Genomic DNA, 22,935 nt, shown 5'->3' with positions numbered 1-22,935 from the left:
GGCGAGGTTTGCGAGTCTACCCCAGCGCCCTGTCGGGCGACCACAGCAAGCCAGGGGTTTTAGCCGCTATACTACGCGCCTTCACGATACTCCTCCCCGCTTCGGAGCCCGCATGACCCAGGACCAACTCAAACAGGCTGTCGCCCAGGCCGCTGTCGATTTCATTCTGCCCAAGCTCGACGACAAGAGCATCGTCGGTGTCGGCACCGGTTCGACCGCCAACTGCTTCATCGACGCCCTGGCCAAGCACAAGACCGCCTTCGACGGCGCCGTGGCCAGCTCCGAAGCGACCGCTGCACGCCTGAAAGGTCATGGTATTCCGGTGTATGAGCTGAACACCGTCAGCGACCTGGAGTTCTACGTTGATGGTGCCGACGAAAGCGACGAACACCTGAACCTGATCAAGGGCGGTGGCGCGGCCCTGACCCGCGAGAAAATCGTTGCCGCCGTGGCCAAGACCTTCATCTGCATCGCCGACGCCAGCAAGCTGGTGCCGGTACTGGGCGCCTTCCCATTGCCGGTCGAAGTGATTCCAATGGCCCGCAGCCACGTGGCGCGCCAGCTGGTCAAGCTGGGGGGCGACCCGGTGTACCGCGAGGGTGTGCTGACCGATAACGGCAACATCATTCTCGATGTGCACAACCTGCAGATCACCAACCCGGTCGAGCTGGAAAGCCAGATCAATGCGATTGTCGGCGTGGTCACCAATGGCCTGTTCGCGGCGCGGCCGGCGGATCTGCTGTTGCTGGGGACTTCGGAAGGGGTCAAGAGCCTCAAGGCCTGAGGTGTCTGATTCAGGGCGGCTTTGCAGCCTATCGCTGGCAAGCCAGCTCCCACAGGTTCTGCTTGTGGGAGCTGGCTTGCCAGCGATGAAGCTTACTCGGTTGGCTTCTTGAACACGTAAAACAGGTTCGGCTCGCTGACCAGGTAAATGGTCCCGGCATCGTCCATGGCGATACCTTCGGCCTGCGGCACGCTCTGCTTCAGGCCCTGAAAGCCCTTGCGCAACGACAAGGTGCTCAGCGGCTTGCCCTGCACATCCAGCTCCAGCACCAACTGCGATTCATCCGACAGCGCCAGCAAGTGGCCGCTGCGCTCATCGAACTGCAAGCTCGACAGGTCACGCACAAACAACCGCGAATCACGCTTCTGGTCCTGCACCACATGCACCGCATACGGTTGCTCGGGGTTGTCATGGGGGAAGCCATGCACCTCGTAGATCAGCATTGGGTCGCGCTCCTTGGCCACGAACAGGCGCTTGCCGGCCGAGTCGTAGGCCAGGCCTTCAAAGCCTTTGTTGCCATTGAGGCCGATACCCAGGGTCAGTTGTTCGGCATCCTTGGCATCGAGAAAGGGCGTGTTGTCGTTCAGGCGCACGCGAATCAGACGCTGCTCGCGCTCGTCGGTGATCACGTAGCTGTTGGGGCCGACGTACTCCACCGCCTCCGGGTCGCCAAAGCCGGTCAGCGGCACCCGGCGCAGGATACGCCCGTCCAGTGACAGCTCGATCAGCTCGGAGCGCTTGTTGGTCACGGTAAACAGGCTGTTGCGGTCGGGGTCGAAGGTCAGCGCCGAGATGTCGTCGTCCAGGCCTTCGACAGGTTGAGCCTCCAGCACCACCTGGTACTGGTCCAGGCCAATGCTCTGCTCGAACGGCTGCCACCAGGTCTTGAGGTTGAACCAGCCGCGCTCGAACAGGCGGTACTGCTGCCCGGCCGCGGTGACCAGAAGCAAGCCGAGCAGGCTCAAAACCAGGAAAATCAGGGGCAGGCGAATGTAGCGACGCATTCAGGTGGACTCAGTCAGTGACAGCCTGAATCTTCCCACACTCAACTGAAGTGAAACTTAATCCTGAAGTAGGAAAAGTCTGAAATCAGGGCTTGTTAAAACGATAGAACAGGTTCGGCTCACTGACGATGTACAGCGTGCCTTTGTCGTCCATCGCCACGCCTTCGGCTCGCGGGATACGCTTGTTCAAGCCATTGAAACCGCCCAGCAGGGTCATGAAGCTGACCTGCTCGCCCTTCTCGTTCAGCTCCAGCAGCATGTTCGAGTCAGCGGACAGCACCAGCAGGTGCCCGGTACGCGGATCGACGCCCAGGGCCGAGAGGTTGCGCAGGTCCAGCTCATCGCTTGGCAGCGGCTGCTTGTCGCCAGTCAGCGGGCTATGGCCGTCGCTGCTCCAGGTGAACAAGGCCGGCGGCCGCTCTTCACCAAGGATGATGCGCTGCTGCATAGGGTCCCAGGCCACAGCTTCGAAGGCTTTGTTCTGGTTTTCCGAAGGGCCGAGGTCGTATTGCGGGAAATCGGCGATGTTCAGCGATTGGGTGTCGGCATTGAGGGTGACGATGGTCATCTTGTGAGCGCGCTCGTCGACAATCGCCAGGCGCCCGCCCTCCAGCACTGCAACCCCTTCAGGATTGCTCCAGCCCACCAGCGGCATTTTGCGCAGCACGTCGCCTTCAAGGGTCAGTTCAACCAAGAAGGGATTCTTGCCCATGACGGCGAACAAGGTTTTGCTCACCGGGTTGTAGGACAGGTCAGAAGCTTCATCATCCTCCATGCCCGGCAGCACCTTGGCATCGATATTGACCTGGTAATCCGGCAACCAGATGCTGGCCTGCTGCTCGACCTTGCTTTCGAAACGCTCCTGCAACCAGAGCAAGCCACGGTCATCCCAATGCATGGCAATCGCCACGCCGTAGCCGATGATTGCCGCGGCTGCCGCCCAGGTGGACCAGCGCAAGGCCAGGCCACGTTTGCGCGCAGGCGGCACGGAATTGCTCGAAGGTAGGGGAGTGGCCATGAAGTTTTGCTCTTTTTGCCAGTTGATATCACGTAACCGGCGCGTTCGCAGAGCCAGGTCCGCACGCATTATCCGGATCGGTTGTGAAAAAAATGGCAAAACCGACAAGCCGCATGGCAGCCGACAATACTGGCTGCCATGCCAACATGGTTAAAGCACCTGGCTTTCGAAACGGCTGACGCCTGGCAGCTCCACCACCAGCTTGTCGCCCGGATTGAGCGGGCCAACCCCGACCGGGGTACCGGTGAGAATCACATCACCGGCCATCAGCGAGAATTGCGTGGCCATGTGCTGGATCATCGGCACGATCGGGTTGAGCATCAGTGCGCTGTTGCCGTCCTGGCGCACTTCGCCGTTGAGGGTCAGGCGGATGCCAATGTCGGTCAGGTCTTCAAAGGCGCTGACCGGCACGAACGGCGGCAGCACGCAGGCGCCATCGAAGCACTTGGAGCGCTCCCACGGCAGGCCTTTTTCCTTCAGTTGTGCCTGCAGATCGCGCAGCGTCAGGTCCAGGGCCGGGGCAAAGCCGGAGATAGCGTCGAGCACTTCTTCTACGGTCGGGTTGGTAGACAGCGACTTGCCGAGCAACACGGCAATTTCTGTCTCGTAATGCACCGAACCGCGCTCAGTCGGGATCTTGAAGCCGCTGTCGAGCGGCACCACACAACTGCCCGGTTTGATGAACAACAGGGGTTCGGTCGGGATCGGGTTATCCAGCTCTTGGGCGTGCTCGGCATAGTTGCGCCCGATGCACACCACCTTGCCCAGGGGAAAGTGAATACGCGTGCCGTCTACATACTGGTGCTGATAGCTCATTGCCGACTCCTGGCGCTATTGGATGCTCTTGTGCCTGTGGCTTACTCGACAGCGAAGATCTTGCCCGGGTTCATGATCCCGTTGGGATCGAACGCCGCCTTCACTGCTTTCATGTATTCGATCTCAACCGGCGAGCGACTGTAGGTCAAGTAATCGCGCTTGGTCATGCCCACGCCGTGCTCGGCAGAGATAGAGCCGTTGTACTTCTCGACGGTCTCGAACACCCACTTGTTCACCGTCGCGCACTTGGCAAAGAATTCGTCCTTGCTCAGATTCTGCGGCTTGAGGATGTTCAGGTGCAGGTTGCCGTCGCCAATATGGCCGTACCAGACCACTTCGAAATCCGGGTAGTTATCTGCGACGATCGCGTCAATATCCTTGAGGAACGCCGGCACTTTCGACACGGTCACCGAAATATCGTTCTTGTACGGGGTCCAGTGCGAGATGGTTTCGGAGATGAACTCGCGCAGCTTCCACAGGTTCTGCAACTGCTGTTCGCTCTGGCTCATGACTCCGTCCAGCACCCAACCCTGCTCCACGCAGTGCTCGAACGTGGCCAGGGCGTCATTGGCCACCTCCTCGTTGCTGGCTTCGAACTCCAGCAATACATAGAACGGACAGTCGGTCGCGAACGGCGCCGGCACGTCGCCGCGGCCCATGATCTTGGCCAGGGCCTTGTCGGAGAAGAACTCGAAGGCGGTCAGGTCGAGCCTGGCACGAAACGCGTGCAGCACCGGCATGATCGAGTCGAAGTCCGGCGTACCGAGGACCATGGCCGTGAGGTTGTTCGGCGCCCGGTCCAGGCGCATGGTGGCCTCGACCACAAAACCCAGGGTGCCCTCGGCGCCAATGAACAGCTGACGCAGGTCGTAGCCGGTGGCGTTCTTGATCAGGTCCTTGTTCAGCTCGAGCACGTCGCCCTTGCCGGTGACGACCTTGAGACCGGCGACCCAATTGCGGGTCATGCCGTAGCGAATAACCTTGATTCCGCCGGCATTGGTGCCGATATTGCCGCCAATCTGGCTGGAACCTGCCGAAGCGAAGTCCACCGGGTAATACAACCCCTTTGCTTCGGCGAAATCCTGCAACTGCTGGGTAATCACCCCCGGCTGACAGACCACCGAGCGGTCGAATTCGTTGAAATCGAGAATCTGGTTCATGTAGTCAAAAGCCACGACCACTTCGCCATTAGCCGCTACCGCCGCTGCCGACAGCCCGGTTCGGCCGCCCGACGGCACCAGGGCGACCTTGTGCTGATTGGCCCAGCGGACAATAGCCTGAACCTGCTCGATGCTCTTGGGGAAGACGATGGCCGAAGGCGCCGGCGCGAAGTGCTTGGTCCAGTCCTTGCCGTAAGCGTCAAGGGAGGCCGCGTCGGTCAGCACCTTACCGGGCTCTACCAGAGTCATCAGTTCATCAATCAGCGCAAGATCGGTCATCGATAGAACTCTCGAACTATTCATAGTCACCCTGAGCACACTTCACGTCCCAGGGATGGGCGTATCGGGGGGTACTCATGCTAGCATACGCCCCCCGCTGATCGTGCTTCAGGCCGATGCTGCGAGAGCTTCACTTCCCTGCCATTTTTCTCCGGGACACAGGTTTACGCAGATGAGCAAGACTTCTCTCGATAAGAGCAAGATCAAGTTCCTTCTTCTCGAAGGCGTCCACCAATCCGCCGTGGACGTCCTCAAGGCCGCCGGGTATACCAGCATCGAGTACCTCACCGGTTCTCTGCCCGACGCTGAGTTGAAAGAAAAGATCGCTGATGCCCACTTCATCGGCATCCGCTCGCGCACTCAACTGACCGAAGAGGTTTTCGACTGCGCCAAGAAACTGGTCGCTGTCGGCTGTTTCTGCATCGGTACCAACCAAGTTGACCTGAACGCCGCTCGTGAGCGCGGTATCGCCGTGTTCAACGCGCCGTACTCCAATACCCGTTCGGTGGCCGAACTGGTGCTGGCCGAAGCGATCCTGCTGCTGCGCGGCATCCCCGAGAAAAACGCTTCCTGCCACCGTGGTGGCTGGATCAAGAGCGCGGCCAACTCCTTCGAGATCCGTGGCAAGAAGCTGGGCATCGTCGGCTACGGCTCGATCGGTACCCAACTGTCGGTCCTGGCCGAAGGCCTGGGCATGCAGGTGTTCTTCTTCGACCCGCTGACCAAGCTGCCATTGGGCAACGCTACCCAGGTCACCAGCCTGCACGAGCTGCTGGGCCTGGCCGACATCGTCTCGCTGCACGTGCCTGAGCTGCCATCCACCCAATGGATGATCGGCGAGAAAGAAATCCGTGCGATGAAGAAGGGCTCGATCCTGATCAACGCCGCCCGCGGTACCGTGGTCGAGCTGGATCACCTGGCTGCGGCCATCAAGGACAAGCACCTGATCGGCGCCGCCATCGACGTGTTCCCGGTCGAGCCACGCTCCAACGACGAGCAGTTCGAAAGCCCGCTGCGCGGCCTGGACAACGTGATCCTGACCCCGCACATCGGCGGTTCCACCGCTGAAGCCCAGGCCAACATCGGTCTGGAAGTGGCCGAGAAGCTGGTCAAGTACAGCGACAACGGTACTTCCGTGTCGTCGGTCAACTTCCCTGAAGTGGCCCTGCCGGCGCACCCGGGCAAGCACCGTCTGCTGCACATCCACGAAAACATTCCGGGTGTACTCAGCGAAATCAACAAAGTGTTCGCCGAAAACGGGATCAACATCTCCGGTCAGTTCCTGCAGACCAACGAGAAAGTCGGTTACGTGGTTATCGACGTTGACGCCGAGTACTCGGACCTGGCGCAAGAAAAACTGCAACAGATCAAGGGCACCATCCGTTCCCGCGTTCTGTTCTAAGTTTTCCGTGCGACAAAAAAGGGAGGCCGTGATGGCCTCCCTTTTTTATGCCCGCCTTACTTGACGGTAACGGTGATCTTCTTCGACTCGACACTCGGCTTGAACGGCACGTGGAACTTGTCGCCCAGCACCAGTTGCAGGGTGTGCTGGCCCGGGGTCAGGGTCAGTTGGACTTCGGTCTGCGCCTTGCCGAAGTGCAGCACTTGCGGGCCCGCCGGCAGCGGTGCGTTGTTTTCCGGCAGCAGGCTGGTTGGCAGCACCTGGTCGGCCGCAGGCTGCTTGTCGACATCCACCAGCAAGTGGTGGTGGCCGGTATGCGGAGTAGCATCACCTGCCGGTTTGAGCTCCATGCCCTCGATGCCGAACTTGACGGTGAAGGTCTTGTCGACCGTAGCGCCATCGGCCGGGGAAACGATGAAGACCTTGGCGTCTTTTGGCGGCTCCTGGCTTTTCAGGCCATCGGCGGCCGCGGCAAAGGCCGAGACACCCATCAGCAATCCGGCGACGGCTGCACGCGAAAATAGGCTTTTCATTCACTTCTCCTGTGTTTTACTTCAATAACGTTTGCCACTGAACGAACGGCAACGGTGGATTACCATAGTCCAAATGCGTCAAAACATGTTTAACAACGGGAGAGAAAAAATTTCGCCACCGGTTAAACATCCTCCACCTGACGTGGTCCTAAGTTGTGCTCGACCGTGACAACAACAGAAAGTCGCGGCGACTCGATTTCACTGCCAAGCATTCAAGGGGCTTAAATGCGTTTTGCCATTGGGGTACTACTTGCCACCCTCCTCAGCCCATGGGCACAGGCCGAGCTGATCGACGACGTCAATGACCGCGGTGAACTGCGCATTGCCGTAGAAGCCAACATGGCGCCGTTCAACTTCAAGGACAAGAACGAGAAACTGAGCGGTTTTGAAGTCGAACTTGGGCAATTGCTGGCCAATGAGCTCGATCTGCGCGCCGACTTTGTCGTGGTTGAATCCAAGGATTTGCTGGCAGGTGTTGAAAGCGGTAGCTACGACATCGCAATCAACCACGTCGCCGCCACCCCGGAACTCAAGGAGCGCCTGGATTTCAGCGAACCCTACGCCTACTCCAGCGCCCAGTTGATTGTACGCAAGGAGGAAAAACGCCCGCTGAGCACCCTTCAAGCGCTCAAGGGCCATAGCCTGGGCGTCGTTCAGGGCAGCCAGTTCGCTGAGCAGGCGCGAGTGGTTGAAGGCGTGGACCTGCGCAGCTACCCGGATGCATCGCAGCCGATCAAGGATGTGGCCAACGATCAGATCGATGCCGCCATCAGCGACCGTTTGCTGGTGCCTTATGCCATTCGCGACAGCCAGCAGCCCGTAAGCAAAGGCGCCACGGTCGGCCCGACTCTGAGCCTGGCGATTCCGTTCCAGAAGGGTAACCCCGCGTTCCAGAGCGCTGTGGATAACGCCCTGCAACGAATCAAGGCCGATGGCCGGCTGAGCGAGTTGTCGCAGAAGTGGTTCGGGATGGATGCGAGCAAGCCGCCGAAGTAATCGATAGGGGCTGCTTTGCAGCCCATCGCTGGCAAGCCAGCGCCCACAGGTACTGCAAGCACTGGACCTTGTGGGAACTGGCTTGCCAGCGATGAGGCCTGCAGATCAAAGTTGCTTTAACGCCAACTCCGCCGCCTCAAGCTCCAGCTCACTGAACACCTGTAGCCCCTCCCGGCGCAGCAGCGCCGTGGTCACGCCCTCGCCCGCCACTTTGGTGCCGCTGAACGTTCCGTCATAAGTCAGCGCATTGCCGCACGACGGGCTGCCGGACTTGAGCACGGCAATCCGGATGCCATGGCGGCGCACCAGCGCCAGCGCCAGCTGCGCCCCGGCCAGGAACTGCGCACTGACATCCTCGCCCGTGACCGTCAGTACCTGTCCATCACCCTCAAGCACCGCCGCCCCCTGCCCACCGGGGATCTCTGCCGGCGGCCGTGGCGTTGGCAAGCCGCCCGCCACTTCAGGGCACAATGGCACCACACGCCCTTCGGCCTGCCACTGCTGGAGCAAATCCGGATGGCCACTGGCGCGCCCGTCATAGCGCACCAGCTGGCCGAGCAGGCAAGCACTGACCAGGACCTTGTGCATCTCAGAACGGCTCGTTGCCACGGCGGCGGAACCAGCCGGTAAGCGACAGGCGATCGCGCCGAGCCGGCAGCACCTCATGGGGGACTTCGCCGGACAGGAACACCACCAGGCACCCACCGATCGGCTGCACGTCATGCTCGACGTCGCCCCTGAGGGTCATGCGCAACTGACCACCGTGTTCGGGCTGCCAGCCCTCGTTGAGGTAGATCACTGCCGAGACCATGCGCCGGTCGTCATCGCGAAAGCGGTCGACGTGCTTGCGGTAGAAAGCACCAGGCGGATACAGGGCGAAATGGCACTCGAAGTCCTCAAGGCCGAGGAACAAACCGCGATTAAGGGCTACGCGCAGGCTGTTCATAAGCTCGAGGTAGTGGTCGCAAGGCTCGGCCTGGCCGGGTTCCAGCCACTGGATATGGTCGCCACGGATGCCCTCGCGGACCTCCTGGGCAACGCCCCGGCCCACGGCTGCTGGCGCAAGCTCGCCCTCGGCGGCGCGTTTGCGGCACTCGGCCGCCAGCGCCAGGGTCAGCGGCTCTGGAAGAAAGGTATCTTGCTGCGACCAGCCACGGGTGGCCAGGTCGTCGACGATGCGCAACAGCAGGGGGTCATCAGGGGATATGTGCATGTCGCGCATAGTATCGATCTGCCGCGAAATCCGACAGCGCCACTTGGCCGAGAGTGTGCAATGGCTTCTCGACAAAGCCCCGCCATGGCAAGGACAATAGCGCCCTGCCGACAGGAGTCCTGAATGCGCCGTTTGTTTTTACTGCTGATGATGATCTGCACCACGCCTGTCTGGGCAGACAGCCTCGACCAACTCTACAAGGTCGCCGGCTGGCCCGAGCAGCGCGCCCACTTTACCGATGCCCTCGATGCCGCCCAGCAGCGCTATCGCAGCAGCCTGCCGCCTGCGGTTTACCAGGCGCTGGTCAACAACAGCAATCAGCGCTTCCAGGCCCAGGCCGTGGACAAACGCGCTGAGGCCCAGTTGCGCGCCAACCTCAGCGACCCTGCCCCGGCCCTGGCCTTTTTCCAGTCGCCGCTGGGGCGCAAGATCGTCGCCGCCGAACTGCTTGCCACCCGTCGCGATCAGTTGGCCAAGAACGCCAAGGGCTTGCCCAAGGTCCAGGCCAGCGACAACCGTCTGCTGATCATCGGCCACCTGGCCCAGGCCCTGCCTGCCCGTGAAGCCGGCGCCGAAGTGAGCCTGGCAATCGCCGGGGTCGCCGCCGACAGCCTTAGCCAGATGATCCCCGGCCTGCTCGGTGGCGGCCAGGCCCAGGGCCTGCTCGACGGCCAGCGCCAGCGCCTGATGGAGCAGATCGGCAGCGAGCTGAACAACACCCTGCTGTACGTCTACCGCGACCTGTCCGATGCCGAGCTGGAAGCGTTCGCCACCTTTGCCGAGTCAGCCGAGGGCAAGGCTTACTACAAGGCAGCCCTGGCGGCGATTCGCGCCGGCCTTGCGGTTGGCCAGGACACCTCGCAACTGCAGTGATCAGCCCAGGCGCTGGTCGATGAAATCAAAGTAGCGCGCGCGGATCGCTGGCAGTTCGTTGGCCAGGTGATGCCGCGCTTCGGGAATCATCAGGATCCGCGGCGCGGCGAATTTCTCCCCCAGCACCTTGAGGTTGTACGGCCAGTCGACGGTCATGTCCGACTCGCCCTGGATGATCAGCGGCTGGCGCGGGCTGACCGGCGCCGCTTCAATGCGCTTGACCCAATCGAGCAACGCCCCCACCCAGGCCGTCGGCAAGCACCGTGGTTGCAACGGGTCGGCCAGCAGGAACGGCAGGAAGGTCGGGTCGTTGCTGTTCTCGCTGAAGCGCCGCTCGATGCCGTTGACGAAAGGCCTGAGCACCCGGTAGCTGAACTTCGACCAGCGCCACGCACGTGGCCGTACCAGCGGCGCGAGCAGGATCACCTCGCCCTGGGCCGGGCTCTCGGCACCGCGATGCAGCAGGTGGTCGACGACGATCGCGCCGCCGGTGCTCTGCCCAAACAGATGCCAGGGCTGCGGCAGGTTCAAGCCGCGCGCCTGCTCGAACAGCGCTTGCAGCACCTGCTGATAGGCACTGAAATCATCGATGCTGGCCCGCTCGCCACTGGACAGCCCGTGCCCCGGCAGGTCGCAGGAGATCACCGCATACTGCTGATCCAGCGCCCAATCGATGACATGCCGGTACAGGCCCATGTGGTCATAAAAGCCGTGCAGCAAAATCAGGGTCGCCACTGGCGCTGCCGGCAGCCACACCTGGCCGACCACCTCGAAACCGGCGACGTCGAAGCGTCCCAGCCAGATCTGCGGCACGGCGTCACGAGCGGGCAGGTCCAAGCCATAAAAGCGCTGATAGGCCTGGGCCTGCGTCGACAGTGGCTGCCGCGCCGCCAGGGAAGACAGGCTGGCACGTAGGGAGTCGGGCTGAAATGACGCGGGCATAAAAGATTTCCAGACGCAAAAGCGGGTTATTGACCTGTGATATTCATCTGTCGCCGCCAGCATGGCAAGCTAGGCGACTTTTTTCGGACATTGCCCACATGCCCCGCTCGCCCGCCAAAACCCTGCTTGGCCTGTTACTCGTCGCGCTCTGCGGCGCTGGCCTGTGGTGGGCCTACGACAGCTTCCAGAGCCGCTACCTGCGCACCTTCGACAACCAGACCGCGCTGTTTTCCGGCGACCGCCTGCAACTGCCGACGAGCCTTGCCGGCCCCGGGCCGATCCGCCTGGTGCACTTCTGGGACCCGGCCTGCCCGTGCAACGTCGGCAACCAACAGCACCTGGCTGAATTGATCGAGCACTTCGGCCCCCAGGGCGTCGAGTTCTATGTGGTGCAAAAACCCGGGACCCGCGGCCAACTGCCCGCCACCCTGAGCGCGCTCAAACCGCTGAGCGCGCTGCCCGGCGCCGAACACCTGCCGGCCACCCCGGGCGTGGCGATCTGGGACCGCAACGGCCAGTTGGCCTACTTCGGCCCTTACAGCGAAGGCGCGACCTGCAACTCAAGCAACAGCTTCATCGAACCGATCCTGCTGGCCCTGAGCCAGGGCCGGGCAGTCAACGCCACCCACACCATGGCGGTAGGCTGCTACTGCCCCTGGCAGCCCTAGCGCACTCGCGCAGGATTGCCCACCACGGTGGCGCCAGCCGGTACATCGCGAGTCACCACACTACCGGCACCGATCACGGCGTTATCACCCACCGTCACCCCCGGCAGAATGATCGCGCCGCCGCCGATCCAGACGTTGTTGCCGATCTTCACCGGCCGCCCGCTTTCCAGGCCGCTGCGGCGCAGCTCCGGGTCCAGCGGGTGGTCGGCGGTGTAGATCTGCACTGCCGGGCCGATCTGGCAGTCATCGCCGATGCTCACCGGGGTGACGTCGAGGATCACGCAGTTGAAGTTCATGAACACGTTGGCGCCCACGCTGATGTTGTAGCCGTAGTCGCAGTAGAACGGCGGGCGAATCACCGCCCCGTCGCCGACCTCGCCGAAATGCTCGACCAGCAGGCCGTGGCGCTGCTCATTAAGCAGCTCGGCGCTGTTGTTGTAACGCTGCATCCAGTGCTTGTTGGCAATCTGCTCGGCCTGCAGCTGCGGGCAACTGGCGTGATAGAGCTGGCCGCTGAGCATCTTCTGCTTTTCACTGAGATTCATCAGTCCCTCCTGTGGGGCTATCCTCTGTCCGATTTTACCGCGATGATCGGAGCACAAGATCCGCTAAAAGCACAAGGAGTCACGATGAAGCGCAGCCTGACCTTCCTCGCCGTGGTCATTGCCGCGGCCGCTGGCGGCGGTTACTGGTACGTGCACGACAAGCTGCCGCAACGCCAGGGCGAGGTCATCCTGAGCCATCTGCAAGCGCCGGTCAGCGTGCGCTATGACACCCGCGGCGTGCCGCATATCCAGGCGCAGAACGAGGCCGACCTGTACCGCGCCCTGGGCTATGTGCACGCCCAGGATCGCCTGTTCCAGATGGAGGTCATCCGCCGCCTGGCCCGGGGCGAGCTGGCCGAGATCCTCGGCAGCAAGCTGGTGGGTACCGACGCCCTGTTCCGCAGCCTGCGCATTCGCGAGCAGGCCGAGCTGTATGTCGAGCGCCAGGACAAGCACTCGCCGGCCTGGCTTGCCCTGCAAGCCTACCTGGAGGGCGTCAATGCCTGGCAGGACAGCCATCCCAAGCCGATGGAGTTCGACGCGCTGGGCATCAAGCCGCGCCCCTTCACCGCGCAGGACACCCTGAGCATCGCCGGCTACATGGCCTACAGCTTTGCCGCGGCGTTTCGCACGGAACCTGCACTGACCTACATCCGTGACCAGTTGGGTGCCGAGTACCTGAAGATCTTCGACCTGGACTGGAACCCGCAAGGTGCCCTGGCCAGCAAGCCAGCCCTGGCCGCCAACGACTGGCGGAGCCTGCAACAGCTGGCGCAACGCAGCCAGCAAGCCCTGAGCGAGGCCGGCATTCCCCAGTACGAAGGCAGCAACGCCTGGGCGCTTTCCGGCAGCCGCACCCGCAGTGGCAAGCCGCTGCTGGCCGGCGATCCGCATATCAGCTTTGCCGTGCCGTCGGTGTGGTACGAGGCGGAACTGAGCGCGCCCGGCTTCAACCTCTACGGCTATCACCAGGCGCTGAACCCCTTCGCATCGCTGGGCCACAACCGCGACTTCGGCTGGAGCCTGACCATGTTCCAGAACGATGACGTCGACCTGATCGCCGAACAGGTCAACCCCGACAACCCCGAACAGGTGAAGATCAACGGCCAGTGGCAGACCCTGACCCAGACCCAGGCACAGATCGCGGTGAAGAACGAGGCGCCGGTGAACATCACCCTGCGCCGTTCGCCCCACGGGCCGATCGTTAACTCGGTGCTGGGCGATACCGCGGGGCCGACGCCGATTGCCGTGTGGTGGGCGTTCCTGGAAACCGAGAACCCGATCCTCGAGGGTTTCTACCAGGTCAACCGCGCCGACACCCTGGCCAAGATGCGCGCTGCGGCGGCAAAAATCCAGGCGCCCGGGCTCAACCTGGTCTGGGCCAATGCCCGTGGCGATATCGGCTGGTGGGCGGCGGCGCAGTTGCCGATTCGCCCCGCCGGCGTCAACCCGGGCTTCATCCTCGACGGCAGCACGCCCCAGGCCGACAAGCTCGGTTTCTACCCCTTCAGCGCCAACCCGCAGGCGGAGAACCCGGCCAGCGGCTACATCGTTTCGGCCAACTTCCAGCCGCCGGCAAACATGCCGATTGCGGGCTATTACAACCTGGCCGACCGGGGCCAGCGCCTGAACCAGCAGCTGGCCGATCCGCAGACCAAATGGGACCAGCAGAACAGCCAGGCGCTGCAACTGGACACCATCACCGACTACGGCCCGCGCACCCTGGCGCCGCTGCTGGCGGTGCTGCGGGAAGTGGCCGAGGGCGATCAGGAGAAGGAGCTGGTAGAGCAACTGGCAGCGTGGAACGGCGACTACCCGGTGGACTCGGTCAGCGCCACGCTGTTCAACCAATTCCTCTACGACCTGGCCTACGCGGCGCTGCATGACGAGCTGGGCGATACCTGGTTCCGGACATTGATCAGCACCCGCGCCATCGATGCCGCGTTGCCACGCCTGGCGGCCGACGCCGCTTCCCCCTGGTGGGGTAGACAGGGCAGCAGCGAGCACGGTGACCGCCAGGCGGCGGTGAAGCAGGCCTGGGGCAAAACGCTGGCGCACCTGCGCGCGACCCTTGGCAATGACCCGGAGGGCTGGCAATGGGGCAAGGCCCACACCCTGACCCACAATCATCCATTAGGGCTGCAGAAGCCGTTGAACCTGTTGTTCAATGTCGGGCCGTTTGCCGCGCCGGGTACTCATGAGGTGCCGAACAACTTGTCGGCGAAGATCGGCCCGGCACCGTGGCCGGTGACCTATGGGCCGTCGACCCGGCGGCTGATCGATTTTGCCGATGCCGGGCAAGCACTGACCATCAACCCGGTAGGGCAAAGCGGAGTATTGTTCGACAAGCACTATGGCGACCAGGCCAAGGACTATATCGAGGGCCGGTATCACAAGGCGCAGATGGGGGTGATTCCCGCGCAGAGCACCTTGAAGCTGGTGCCCCGGAATTAGCAAGGCTGCGCCTTGCATCGCTGGCAACGCCAGCTCCCACAGGTCCGGTGGACACACGTTCATTGTGGGAGCCGGCCTTGCCGGCGATGGGCTGCGCCAGCAGCCCCAAATGGTCAGCCCTGCCAGTTACCCCCTTCGACAATCACGCTCTCAGGCTTGGTGTCATCGCTGAGCTCCTTGCGCACATACTGGTCATACAGTTTGAGCAGGTACTTTTGCTCACCCAGGCGCGCCAGTTCGGCGTTGACCCAATCACGCAGCTCGATGTTGCCCTTCTTCACCGCCGGTGCAATCGGTGCTTCCTCGCCGAGTTTTTCTTCCAGCACGCGATAGCCCGGGTTCTGCTTCGACCAACTGAACAGGATCAGGTTGTCCTGGGCGTAGGCATCACCACGACCACTGGCCAGGGCCTGCAGCGACTCGGTGTTTTTCTCGAACTTGAGCAGCTTCCAGTCCGGGTGGTTCTTGGTCAGCCAGATATCGGCGGTGGTGCCGGTGGTGACGATGGTGGTCTTGTCGGCCAGGTCATCGAGCTTCTTCACGCTGCTGCCTTCCGGTACCAGGGCCTGCACGGCAACGCGCAGGTTGGGGTTGGTGAACTCCACCGCGTCCTTGCGTTCCGGGGTGACGGTCATGTTGGCCAGGATCAGGTCGACCTTGTCGCTCTGCAGGAACGGAATCCGGCTGGCGGGCTCAACGGCAACGAACTCCACCTTGTTCTCGTCGCCGAGCAGATCCTTGGCAAACTGGCGGCCGATGTCGGTATCAAAACCGACATAGCGCCCGGCCTCATCGACAAAGCCGAACGGCGGCTTGTCGGTGAATACGCCGACGATCAGCTTGCCGCGGGCCTTGATGGTTTCCAGGTAGCTGGTGGCCGGGGCGGCGCCACCGGCGGCCGGTTTGCCCGGTTCTTCAGCCTTGTTGCAACCGGCCAGCAAGGCCAGGCCGAGTACCGACAACAGCAGTTTCGAAGTCTTGGCAGTTTTCATGACAGTTCCTTTGCGGGAGTTTTGGGCAGGCTTTCAACAAAGGAGAATTTCTCCAGAAACTGCTGCGCGCGTGCGCTCTGCGGGTTCGTAAAGAAGCTCTCGGGGTCGCGTTGTTCAAGGATCCTGCCGGCCTCCATGAACACGATACGGTCGGCCACCGCACGAGCGAAGGCCATTTCATGGGTAACGATGAGCAGGGTCATGCCGCCCTGGGCCAGGCCCTGAATCACCTGCAGCACTTCCTTGACCATTTCCGGGTCGAGCGCGGCGGTGACTTCGTCGAACAGCATCACTTGCGGGTTCATGCACAGCGAACGAACGATGGCGATGCGTTGCTGCTGGCCACCGGAAAGCTGGCGCGGGAAGGCGTCGCGCTTGTCCAGCAAGCCGACCCTGGCCAGCAGGGCTTCAGCGTGGGCCTGGGCTTCTCGGCGCTCGCGCTTTTGCACCTTGAGCGGGCCAAGCAGCAGGTTGTCGATCACGCTCATATGGCCGAACAGGTGATAACTCTGAAACACCATGCCGACCTGCTGGCGTACCTGGCGCCAGTCGGTGCCGGCCCCCAGCAATTCTTTACCGGCCAGGCGCAGGCTGCCGCTGTGGGCCGTTTCCAGGCCATTGAGGCAACGCAGCAGGGTGCTCTTGCCGCAGCCGCTGGGGCCGAGGATCACCACCACTTCGCCGCTGCGTACCTGCAGGTCGACGTGGTCGAGCACCTGCTGTGCGCCGAAGAATTTGTTGAAGCCCTTGAACTCGATCAGTGCGCTCATGCGTGTGTCCAGCGGCGCTCCAGCGCGCGCGAGGCGGCTGACAGCGGGTAGCAGATAAAGAAGAAAAACAGGAACAGTACGCCGTAGATCAGCACCGACTCGTAGGTGCGCTCGATGATCTGCTGGCCGACCTTGATCACGTCGACCACGCCGATCAGCACCGCCAGCGAACTGGTCTTGATGATTCGCGTGTAGATGTTGATGGTCGGCGGGGTCATGCGCTTGAGCGCCTGGGGCAGCAATACGTAGCCATACAGTTGCAACCCGGAAAGGCCAATCGACAGGCCCGCTTCGCGCTGCCCGCGTGGCAACGACTGCAGCGCGCCACGCACCACTTCGCCCACTTCGCTGGCGCCCCACAACGACAGCACCAGCACCGCACACCAGAAGCTCGGAATACTCAAGGCAAAGAAAATCGGCAGGCCGAAAAACAGCAGGTACAGCCAGACCAGCACCGGGATCGCCCGGAACAGCTCCAGGTAGATGCGCAGCAGCACATTCACACTGCGTTTGCCCAGGGTCGCCAACACGCCGTAGAGCAAGCCGCCGAGAGTGGCGAAGAGGATGCTCAGCGCCGAAATTGCCAGGGTTTGCGCGGCCCCCTTGCCCAGTTGCGGCAAGGACACCAGCAACAACTCAAGACCCGAACTGGCCATGCTGCAGCCTCCGTTCCAGGCGGCTAAGCAGCAGCGACAATGGCAGGAACAGCAGCACGCAGATCAGCGTCAGCACCGCAAGCATCTCGTAGGTCTTGTAGTACAGGGCGATATAGCTCTTGGTGGTGTAGAGAATCTCCGGCACCGCCACCGCCGACACCACGGTGGTTTCCTTGAGCAAAAAGATGAAATTGGCGAACAGCGCCGGCAGGCTGAGGATCCCCGCCTGGGGCAGGATCACATGGCGCAGCAACTGGCCTTCCGACAGGCCGATGGAGCGCCCCGACTCCAGTTGCGCCACCGGCACCGCCTCGACGCCTGCGCGCAGCACCTCGGTCAGGTAGGCGCCGCCGAGGAAGGTCATGGTGATGAGCGCCGCAGCAAAACCGGAAATCTTCAAGCCCAGTTCCGGCAAGGCGAAGTAGACGAAGAAGAGCTGGATCAGCAGCGGCGTGTTGCGCGCCAGCTCCACATAGAGCTTTACCAGGCGCTGCAGGTACGGCGTGCGGTAAACCAGGATCGCCGCGTTGACCAGCGCCACCAGCAGCGAAGTGCCGATGGCGATCAGGCCGACTTGCAGGGTGACGCCCACCGCCTTGAGAAACGCTGGCAATGTGCTAAGGATAAAAGCGAAGTCGAAGCTCATGGAGTAAGCCTCGGCAGACAGTGACGATGCGTCATGGACAGGATCTCGGACCGGCCCGAGGGTAAACGGGCGGCTCTAAACAGGGGTTGTCAGTGCGGGTAAGCACAATAGGTAGACTCTAAAGGTATAAAAATATTTATTTAAATACCTTTATTGCATATTGATATCACCCAAACAGCTAACCTGCGAAATCCTTGGCGGTGGCGGGATCTTTTCGCTGCAAATGCTATCCAAGCGCTGTCACTTCCCTCCCTTTCAAGGAAGACAACAACAATGAACAGCCAAGCGAACCACGATCCCCAAGACCTGTTGAAACTGCTCAGCGCCTTGTTGCGCGCGGTGCAAACCCGCAACTGAGGCACACACGAAAACGCCGACGCAGCAGAGCCGGCGTCGGCGTTATCAGGGTACTAAAGGTGCTGCCGCGGATCAGAACGCCGGCAGTACCGCGCCGCTGTATTTCTTCTCGATGAAGGTCTTCACTTCAGGGCTGGTCAGGGCCTTGGCCAGCTTCTGGATGGCGGCGCTGTCCTTGTTGTCCGGACGGGCGACCAGGAAGTTCACGTACGGCGAGTCGGCACCTTCGATCACCAGGGCGTCCTTGGCCGGGTTCAGGCCGGCTTCCAGGGCGTAGTTGGTGTTGATCATGTCTAGGTCGACCTGATCCAGCACACGCGGCAGCATGGCCGACTCAAGCTCGCGGAATTTCAGTTTCTTCGGGTTCTGGGCAATGTCTTTCGGGGTCGCCAGGGCGTTCTTCGGGTCTTTCAGGGTGATCAGGCCAGCCTTCTGCAACAGCAGCAGGGCACGACCGCTGTTGCTGCCTTCGTTAGGGATGGCAACGGTAGCGCCGTCCTTCAGATCGCTCAGCTTGGTGACCTTCTTCGAGTAGCCGCCGAACGGTTCGACGTGCACGCCGATCACGGTTTCCAGGTGGGTGCCTTTGCCTTCGTTGAAGTTCTTCAGGTACGGCAGGGTCTGGAAGTAGTTGGCGTCCAGACGCTTCTGGTCGACCTGCACGTTAGGCTGCACATAGTCGGTGAAGACCTTGATCTCCAGGTCCACACCTTCCTTGGCCAGGGTCGGCTTGATCAGCTCGAGGATTTCCGCGTGCGGTACCGGGGTAGCGGCAACTACCAGCTTCTCGCCCGCCTGGGCAAAACCTGCAACCGACAGAGCGGCCGCCAGAGCAGTCAACAACAGAGCCTTTTTCATGCGCAGTCCTTATTCGAATACACGGCCATCGGGCGACGGCGAAGGTGAGGGTTGCCAGTACGTTGCTAGCTGGCTTGAGGCGGACAATACCTAGATTTTTTATGCCAGAACAATATCTTTTATTTCGCTTCTTATTCCATTTCTAACAGGAACCGTCATGCACCCCTTGCATGGGTTCAGGCGCCTGGTTGCGCCAGGCGCAACAGGGCCGCTTCCAGCAGTTGTTGCAGCGCACTGCGTTCACCCGGCTCGCCAAGGCTCAGCAACTGCTCCAGCTGGCGGGCCAGAGCGCTCAACGGTGTCGGCAGGTTCAGGTGCTGGGGGAGAATTTCTTCACCGCTGCTGACCAGCAGGGCAAAGTGAATGACGTTCTCAAGTTCGCGGGTATTGCCCGGCCAGCTGTGCAACTCGAGCAGCCGCTGCGCCGCTTCGCTGATCAAGGGCACCGGCAGGTTCAGGCGCGGGCTGTAGATGCCGACGAAATACTCGGCCAGCGGCAGGATATCGCCGACCCGTTCGCGCAAAGCCGGCAGCTCGAGCTGGCCTTCGCGCAGGTAATGATAAAGGCGCTCATGAAACTTACCGGCACTCACCGCCTCCGCCAGGTCAATGCTCGACGCGGCGACCAGGCGCACGTCCACCGGGTTCGGTTGCTGGGCACCGACGCGGGTGACTTCGCGATTCTCCAGCGCCGAGAGCAGCTTGGTCTGGATCGGCAGCGGCAAGTCGGCGATTTCGTCCAGGTACAGGGTCCCGCCGTTGGCCGAACCAAACCAGCCCGCCCGACTGCTGGCCGCACCGCTGTGGGCACCGGCGCTGTAACCGAACAGCTCGGCGTCGGCATAGGTCGGGCTGATCGCCGCGCAATTGACCGAAACAAATAGCCCGCCGCGATCACTGGCGCGATGAATCTGCCGGGCCAGTAGCTCCTTGCCGGTTCCGGTCTCGCCGCGGATCAGCACCGGCAGGGCCAAGGGCGCGAGCAGCTCGAGCTCCTCGCGCAGTTGCCGCGAGCGCGGGTCGACGAACACCAGCGCCTTGGCGCGAATGCTCAACGGGCTCTTGTCCAGTTCGGGAAACGTCAGCAAAGGCTGGCCGAAGGTGTCGTGATTACTCATGGCAAACTCCCGCCCTTGGCGCTTTCCGGCCGGGCGTTCGAATCAAGGCGAAGGGTCAGCGCCGGAAGGTCAGGCGCGGCGTAGGGCGTGCTGTTCCAAGCGGTTCTGCAGGCGATACAGGTAAGCGAAACCCTGCTCCCAGCGACGGTGCCCGGACTTGACGTTGATATGCCCGGCACCGGCCAGAAAGCCGGTCTCGGCGCCCCAGGCACGGGCCAGCTGCATGGCCCGCGGGGTGCTCACGGCCGGGTCGTTATCAGAGCTGACCACCTGGCTGGGAAATGGCAGCAGCAGTTGCGGAATCGGTGCGAAGTTACGCAGGGCTGGTGCGCAGGTCGGGCGTTCGACGTCCGCCGGGGCCACCAGCAAGGCACCCCGTATGCGGCGCAACAGGGTCGCGCTGGCCTGCGCCGCCCAATGGGCAACAGTGATGCACCCCAGGCTGTGGGCGATAAGGATCACCGGCGATTCATCCGCGGCCACGGCATGCTCGAGTGCGGCCACCCAGTCCTGGCGCTGTGGGGTCAACCAGTCGGCTTGCTCGACCCGGGCGCTGTTGGGCAACACCTGCTGCCAGTGAGTTTGCCAATGATCGTCTGGCGAACCTTGCCAGCCCGGCACAATCAGGTAACGGATCGACTCGTTGCGCATGGGGCTCCTCCTGCTGCGTTTGCGTGCATGAGGCCAAGTATAGGGGGGTGGTTATATTCGTAAAGGAATAAGAAGCTATTTATTAATAACCAAATATCGAATCAGAACCGACCTCATTTCGGGGCAAGCCCGCTCCTACAGGGGCGATAAAAAAAGGGGCCACCCCCTGCCGAAGGACTGGCCCCTGAAGCATTGCCTGAGAGATGTTGCTCAGCGGGCGGTGATCACCGACAGCTTGGTGATACCCGCACGTTCGATCGAGGCCATGGCCCGCGCCACTTCCCCATAGTTCACGCCATCGTCGGCCTGCAGCTGCACGCGCAGCTCCGGGTCCTTGGCCTTGGCCGCCTGCAGGTTGGTTTCCAGCAGATCCGGCTGGATCTGGTCCTTGTTGATGAACAGCTTGCCGCCACCGTCGATGCTGACCACCAGCGGGTCCTTCTGCTCCACCGGGGCCACGGCCTCGGTCTTGGGCAGGTTGATGGGGATGGCGTTGGTCAGCAGTGGCGCGGTGACGATGAACACCACCAGCAGCACCAGCATCACATCCACCAGCGGCGTTACGTTGATCTCGCTGAGTACTTCATCACTGTCCTGGGTCGAGAAGGCCATATCAGGATGCCTCCTTCACTTTCTGGGTGTTCTGGCCAGCGACGGCCTTGTAGGCGGTGGGGTGCACCAGCACCCGAAACGCGCTCTTCTGCGCCAGGCTATAGAAATCGTGGGCAAAGTCATCGAGGTCGGCGGCGGTCAGCTTCAGGCGGCGCAGGAAGTAGTTGTAGACCAGCACCGCCGGCACCGCGACAGCGATACCCACACCAGTGGCGACCAGCGCCGCACCGATCGGCCCGGCCACGGTTTCCAGGCTCGCCGAGCCTGCGGCGCTGATGCCCTTGAGGGCTTCCATGATCCCCCAGACGGTGCCGAACAGGCCGATGAAGGGCGAGGTGCTGCCGATACTGGCGACTACCGCCAGGCCGGTTTCCAGCGAACGGCGCTCCCGCACGATCTGCTGGCGCAGGGCACGTTCGAGGCGGTCCTGATGGTTGATCGCCTGGCTCAGGTCGCTGGCCTGCTGGCCGGGTTCACCGACGGCAATGGCGGCATAACCGGCCTGGGCGACACGGGCGGCGGCGCCCGGTTGCGCATGGCTGAGTTCGGCGGCTGAATCCAGGCTTGAGGCAGCCCAGAATTGTTTGTGGAAACGTTTGTCCTGATTCTTCAGGCGCACGAACTGCACGCCCTTGACCAGGGCCAGGCCCCAGGTGACGACGGAGAAGCCCACCAGCAGCCAGATCACCGCGCTTTCGATGGATTCGAGGGGGGATGCCAATACAGTCATGATCAATACTCTCTTCTGTTAGCGCGAATTAGCGGATCTTGAAGTCGATGGGTACGCTGACCCAGCCGTCCTGGGCCACGTCGCCCTGCTTGGCCGGGACGAAGCTCCAGCGCTTGACCGCCGCCAGGGCGGCGTCGTCGAGTTGCTGGCGGCCACTGCTTTTCTGAATCTGGATGTCTCCCGGCTTGCCGCTGGCCAGCACCTGTACCCGCAACAACACCGTGCCTTCCCAACCGCGCCGCTGGGCCAGCGACGGGTATTCCGGCGCCGGGTTCTTCAGGTACCCGGCGTTGGCCGAAGCCGGCGTCACCGGGGCTGGCGCCGGCGGTGCGGGAGGTGCTGGCGGTTGTGGCGGTTGTGGCGGTTGTGGCGGCGCAGGCGGTTGCTCGACAGCCTTCGGCGCAGGTTTGGGGACCGGCTTGGGCACGGGTTTCGGCTTGGGCTTGGCGACCGGTTTCGGCGCAGGCTTGGCCGCCAGTTCATCGACCACCGGTGGCGGCGGCTCGACCACTGTCGGCGGTGGTGGTGGCGGTGGCGGCTCGACAGCCGGGGGTGCCGGTTGCGAAAACTCGATGGTCATCGGCGGAATTTCCGGCGGGACCACCGGCAACACCGGGGTCGGCGCCTGGCTGACCCAGTAGGCCACCGCTCCGTGCAAGGCCAGGGCAAACACCCCGAGCAGAATTTTCTCCCGACGGCTCAGCGCGCTTTTCGGCGTGCTTTGCAGGCGCAACTGCGCCAGCGGCAACCGCAGCGGGCGACCGAGGTCGACCAGCTCGCCGCTCGGCGTCTGGCGCCAAAGCACATCGTGAGCACTGGCGGCGGTCTGGACATTACCCATTGATCAACTCCTGGGAC

At 62.4% G+C, this 22,935-nt stretch carries 25 protein-coding genes; 6 read left to right on the top strand and 19 right to left on the bottom strand.

All coding sequences use genetic code 11. The features are described from left to right. Positions 1 to 112: 112 nt before the first annotated feature. Positions 113 to 784, top strand: coding sequence for a ribose-5-phosphate isomerase RpiA (gene rpiA / locus PspR32_RS00970; protein WP_010222132.1), 672 nt, complete (start codon positions 113 to 115; stop codon positions 782 to 784). A gap of 92 nt (positions 785 to 876) precedes the next feature. Here rpiA and PspR32_RS00965 read toward each other — a convergent pair whose 3' ends face one another. From PspR32_RS00965 to PspR32_RS00950, 4 genes are all read right to left on the bottom strand, one after another. Continuing rightward, complete coding sequence (locus PspR32_RS00965; protein ID WP_159387974.1) at positions 877 to 1,788, bottom strand: SdiA-regulated domain-containing protein; 912 nt, start codon at positions 1,786 to 1,788, stop codon at positions 877 to 879. Positions 1,789 to 1,873: 85 nt separating this feature from the next. Beyond that, positions 1,874 to 2,806, bottom strand: a complete 933-nt coding sequence (locus tag PspR32_RS00960) for an SdiA-regulated domain-containing protein (RefSeq protein WP_010222129.1) — start codon at positions 2,804 to 2,806, stop codon at positions 1,874 to 1,876. Positions 2,807 to 2,956: 150 nt separating this feature from the next. Then, a complete protein-coding gene (locus tag PspR32_RS00955) occupies positions 2,957 to 3,622 on the bottom strand; it encodes a fumarylacetoacetate hydrolase family protein (protein WP_010222128.1) in 666 nt (221 codons plus the stop codon). Positions 3,623 to 3,663: 41 nt separating this feature from the next. Then, positions 3,664 to 5,061, bottom strand: coding sequence for an FAD-binding oxidoreductase (locus PspR32_RS00950; RefSeq protein WP_036995366.1), 1,398 nt, complete (start codon positions 5,059 to 5,061; stop codon positions 3,664 to 3,666). A 172-nt stretch (positions 5,062 to 5,233) separates the two neighbouring features. Here PspR32_RS00950 and serA point away from each other — a divergent pair, with 172 nt between their 5' ends. Continuing rightward, positions 5,234 to 6,463: a phosphoglycerate dehydrogenase gene (serA, locus tag PspR32_RS00945; protein WP_010222125.1), complete on the top strand. Its 1,230-nt coding sequence runs from the start codon at positions 5,234 to 5,236 to the stop codon at positions 6,461 to 6,463. Positions 6,464 to 6,519: 56 nt separating this feature from the next. On the opposite strand, the gene PspR32_RS00940 is transcribed toward serA, so the two are convergent. Beyond that, positions 6,520 to 6,996 carry a DUF4399 domain-containing protein gene (locus PspR32_RS00940; RefSeq protein WP_010222123.1) on the bottom strand — a complete coding sequence of 159 codons (477 nt, stop codon included), beginning with the start codon at positions 6,994 to 6,996 and terminating at the stop codon, positions 6,520 to 6,522. A 225-nt stretch (positions 6,997 to 7,221) separates the two neighbouring features. Between PspR32_RS00940 and PspR32_RS00935 the strand changes: the two genes are divergently transcribed. Further along, positions 7,222 to 7,992, top strand: a complete 771-nt coding sequence (locus tag PspR32_RS00935) for a transporter substrate-binding domain-containing protein (RefSeq protein ID WP_159387973.1) — start codon at positions 7,222 to 7,224, stop codon at positions 7,990 to 7,992. Between the two features lie 105 nt (positions 7,993 to 8,097). Here PspR32_RS00935 and PspR32_RS00930 read toward each other — a convergent pair whose 3' ends face one another. Further along, complete coding sequence (locus PspR32_RS00930; protein ID WP_159387972.1) at positions 8,098 to 8,580, bottom strand: DUF523 domain-containing protein; 483 nt, start codon at positions 8,578 to 8,580, stop codon at positions 8,098 to 8,100. 1 nt (position 8,581) lies between these two features. After that, positions 8,582 to 9,214, bottom strand: coding sequence for a 2OG-Fe(II) oxygenase (locus PspR32_RS00925; protein ID WP_010222120.1), 633 nt, complete (start codon positions 9,212 to 9,214; stop codon positions 8,582 to 8,584). Positions 9,215 to 9,328: 114 nt separating this feature from the next. Between PspR32_RS00925 and PspR32_RS00920 the strand changes: the two genes are divergently transcribed. Continuing rightward, positions 9,329 to 10,078: a DUF2059 domain-containing protein gene (locus PspR32_RS00920; RefSeq protein ID WP_010222119.1), complete on the top strand. Its 750-nt coding sequence runs from the start codon at positions 9,329 to 9,331 to the stop codon at positions 10,076 to 10,078. On the opposite strand, the gene PspR32_RS00915 is transcribed toward PspR32_RS00920, so the two are convergent. Next, complete coding sequence (locus PspR32_RS00915) at positions 10,079 to 11,020, bottom strand: alpha/beta hydrolase (RefSeq protein WP_100782595.1); 942 nt, start codon at positions 11,018 to 11,020, stop codon at positions 10,079 to 10,081. A gap of 98 nt (positions 11,021 to 11,118) precedes the next feature. Between PspR32_RS00915 and PspR32_RS00910 the strand changes: the two genes are divergently transcribed. Beyond that, the gene (locus PspR32_RS00910; protein WP_010222116.1) at positions 11,119 to 11,688 is read left to right on the top strand and encodes a DUF6436 domain-containing protein; all 570 of its coding nucleotides are present in this window, start codon (positions 11,119 to 11,121) and stop codon (positions 11,686 to 11,688) included. On the opposite strand, the gene PspR32_RS00905 is transcribed toward PspR32_RS00910, so the two are convergent. Further along, positions 11,685 to 12,233 carry a sugar O-acetyltransferase gene (locus PspR32_RS00905; protein WP_010222115.1) on the bottom strand — a complete coding sequence of 183 codons (549 nt, stop codon included), beginning with the start codon at positions 12,231 to 12,233 and terminating at the stop codon, positions 11,685 to 11,687. The genes PspR32_RS00910 and PspR32_RS00905 overlap by 4 nt on opposite strands. Before the next feature lie 84 nt (positions 12,234 to 12,317). Between PspR32_RS00905 and PspR32_RS00900 the strand changes: the two genes are divergently transcribed. Continuing rightward, positions 12,318 to 14,687 carry a penicillin acylase family protein gene (locus PspR32_RS00900; RefSeq protein WP_159387971.1) on the top strand — a complete coding sequence of 790 codons (2,370 nt, stop codon included), beginning with the start codon at positions 12,318 to 12,320 and terminating at the stop codon, positions 14,685 to 14,687. Positions 14,688 to 14,800: 113 nt separating this feature from the next. Here PspR32_RS00900 and PspR32_RS00895 read toward each other — a convergent pair whose 3' ends face one another. The 10 genes from PspR32_RS00895 to PspR32_RS00850 all read right to left on the bottom strand — a co-directional run bounded on the left by PspR32_RS00895 (position 14,801) and on the right by PspR32_RS00850 (position 22,918). Then, the gene (locus PspR32_RS00895) at positions 14,801 to 15,679 is read right to left on the bottom strand and encodes a transporter substrate-binding domain-containing protein (RefSeq protein ID WP_159387970.1); all 879 of its coding nucleotides are present in this window, start codon (positions 15,677 to 15,679) and stop codon (positions 14,801 to 14,803) included. Next, entirely contained in the window at positions 15,676 to 16,449 is a 774-nt protein-coding gene (locus PspR32_RS00890) for an amino acid ABC transporter ATP-binding protein (protein WP_010222112.1), read from the bottom strand. The genes PspR32_RS00895 and PspR32_RS00890 overlap by 4 nt, the downstream gene beginning before the upstream one ends. Then, complete coding sequence (locus PspR32_RS00885) at positions 16,446 to 17,105, bottom strand: amino acid ABC transporter permease (RefSeq protein WP_159387969.1); 660 nt, start codon at positions 17,103 to 17,105, stop codon at positions 16,446 to 16,448. Before PspR32_RS00885 ends, PspR32_RS00890 begins: the two co-directional genes overlap by 4 nt. Then, the gene (locus PspR32_RS00880; RefSeq protein WP_010222110.1) at positions 17,086 to 17,751 is read right to left on the bottom strand and encodes an amino acid ABC transporter permease; all 666 of its coding nucleotides are present in this window, start codon (positions 17,749 to 17,751) and stop codon (positions 17,086 to 17,088) included. The genes PspR32_RS00885 and PspR32_RS00880 overlap by 20 nt, the downstream gene beginning before the upstream one ends. A gap of 429 nt (positions 17,752 to 18,180) precedes the next feature. Continuing rightward, a complete protein-coding gene (locus PspR32_RS00875) occupies positions 18,181 to 18,966 on the bottom strand; it encodes a MetQ/NlpA family ABC transporter substrate-binding protein (RefSeq protein ID WP_010222109.1) in 786 nt (261 codons plus the stop codon). Between the two features lie 176 nt (positions 18,967 to 19,142). Beyond that, positions 19,143 to 20,084: a sigma 54-interacting transcriptional regulator gene (locus PspR32_RS00870; protein WP_036995359.1), complete on the bottom strand. Its 942-nt coding sequence runs from the start codon at positions 20,082 to 20,084 to the stop codon at positions 19,143 to 19,145. Positions 20,085 to 20,153: 69 nt separating this feature from the next. Continuing rightward, the gene (locus tag PspR32_RS00865) at positions 20,154 to 20,735 is read right to left on the bottom strand and encodes an alpha/beta hydrolase (RefSeq protein WP_159387968.1); all 582 of its coding nucleotides are present in this window, start codon (positions 20,733 to 20,735) and stop codon (positions 20,154 to 20,156) included. Positions 20,736 to 20,945: 210 nt separating this feature from the next. After that, a complete protein-coding gene (locus PspR32_RS00860) occupies positions 20,946 to 21,347 on the bottom strand; it encodes an ExbD/TolR family protein (protein WP_010222106.1) in 402 nt (133 codons plus the stop codon). 1 nt (position 21,348) lies between these two features. Next, positions 21,349 to 22,077, bottom strand: a complete 729-nt coding sequence (locus PspR32_RS00855; protein ID WP_010222105.1) for a MotA/TolQ/ExbB proton channel family protein — start codon at positions 22,075 to 22,077, stop codon at positions 21,349 to 21,351. 28 nt (positions 22,078 to 22,105) lie between these two features. Then, the gene (locus tag PspR32_RS00850) at positions 22,106 to 22,918 is read right to left on the bottom strand and encodes an energy transducer TonB (protein ID WP_159387967.1); all 813 of its coding nucleotides are present in this window, start codon (positions 22,916 to 22,918) and stop codon (positions 22,106 to 22,108) included. Positions 22,919 to 22,935: the final 17 nt, after the last annotated feature.

Origin of the sequence: Pseudomonas sp. R32, from assembly GCF_009866705.1 — a bacterium.
Taxonomy (GTDB): Bacteria; Pseudomonadota; Gammaproteobacteria; order Pseudomonadales; family Pseudomonadaceae; genus Aquipseudomonas; species Aquipseudomonas donghuensis.
Note: the sequence above shows the minus strand (reverse complement) of the source record. Positions and strands in the feature narration are given on the sequence as shown.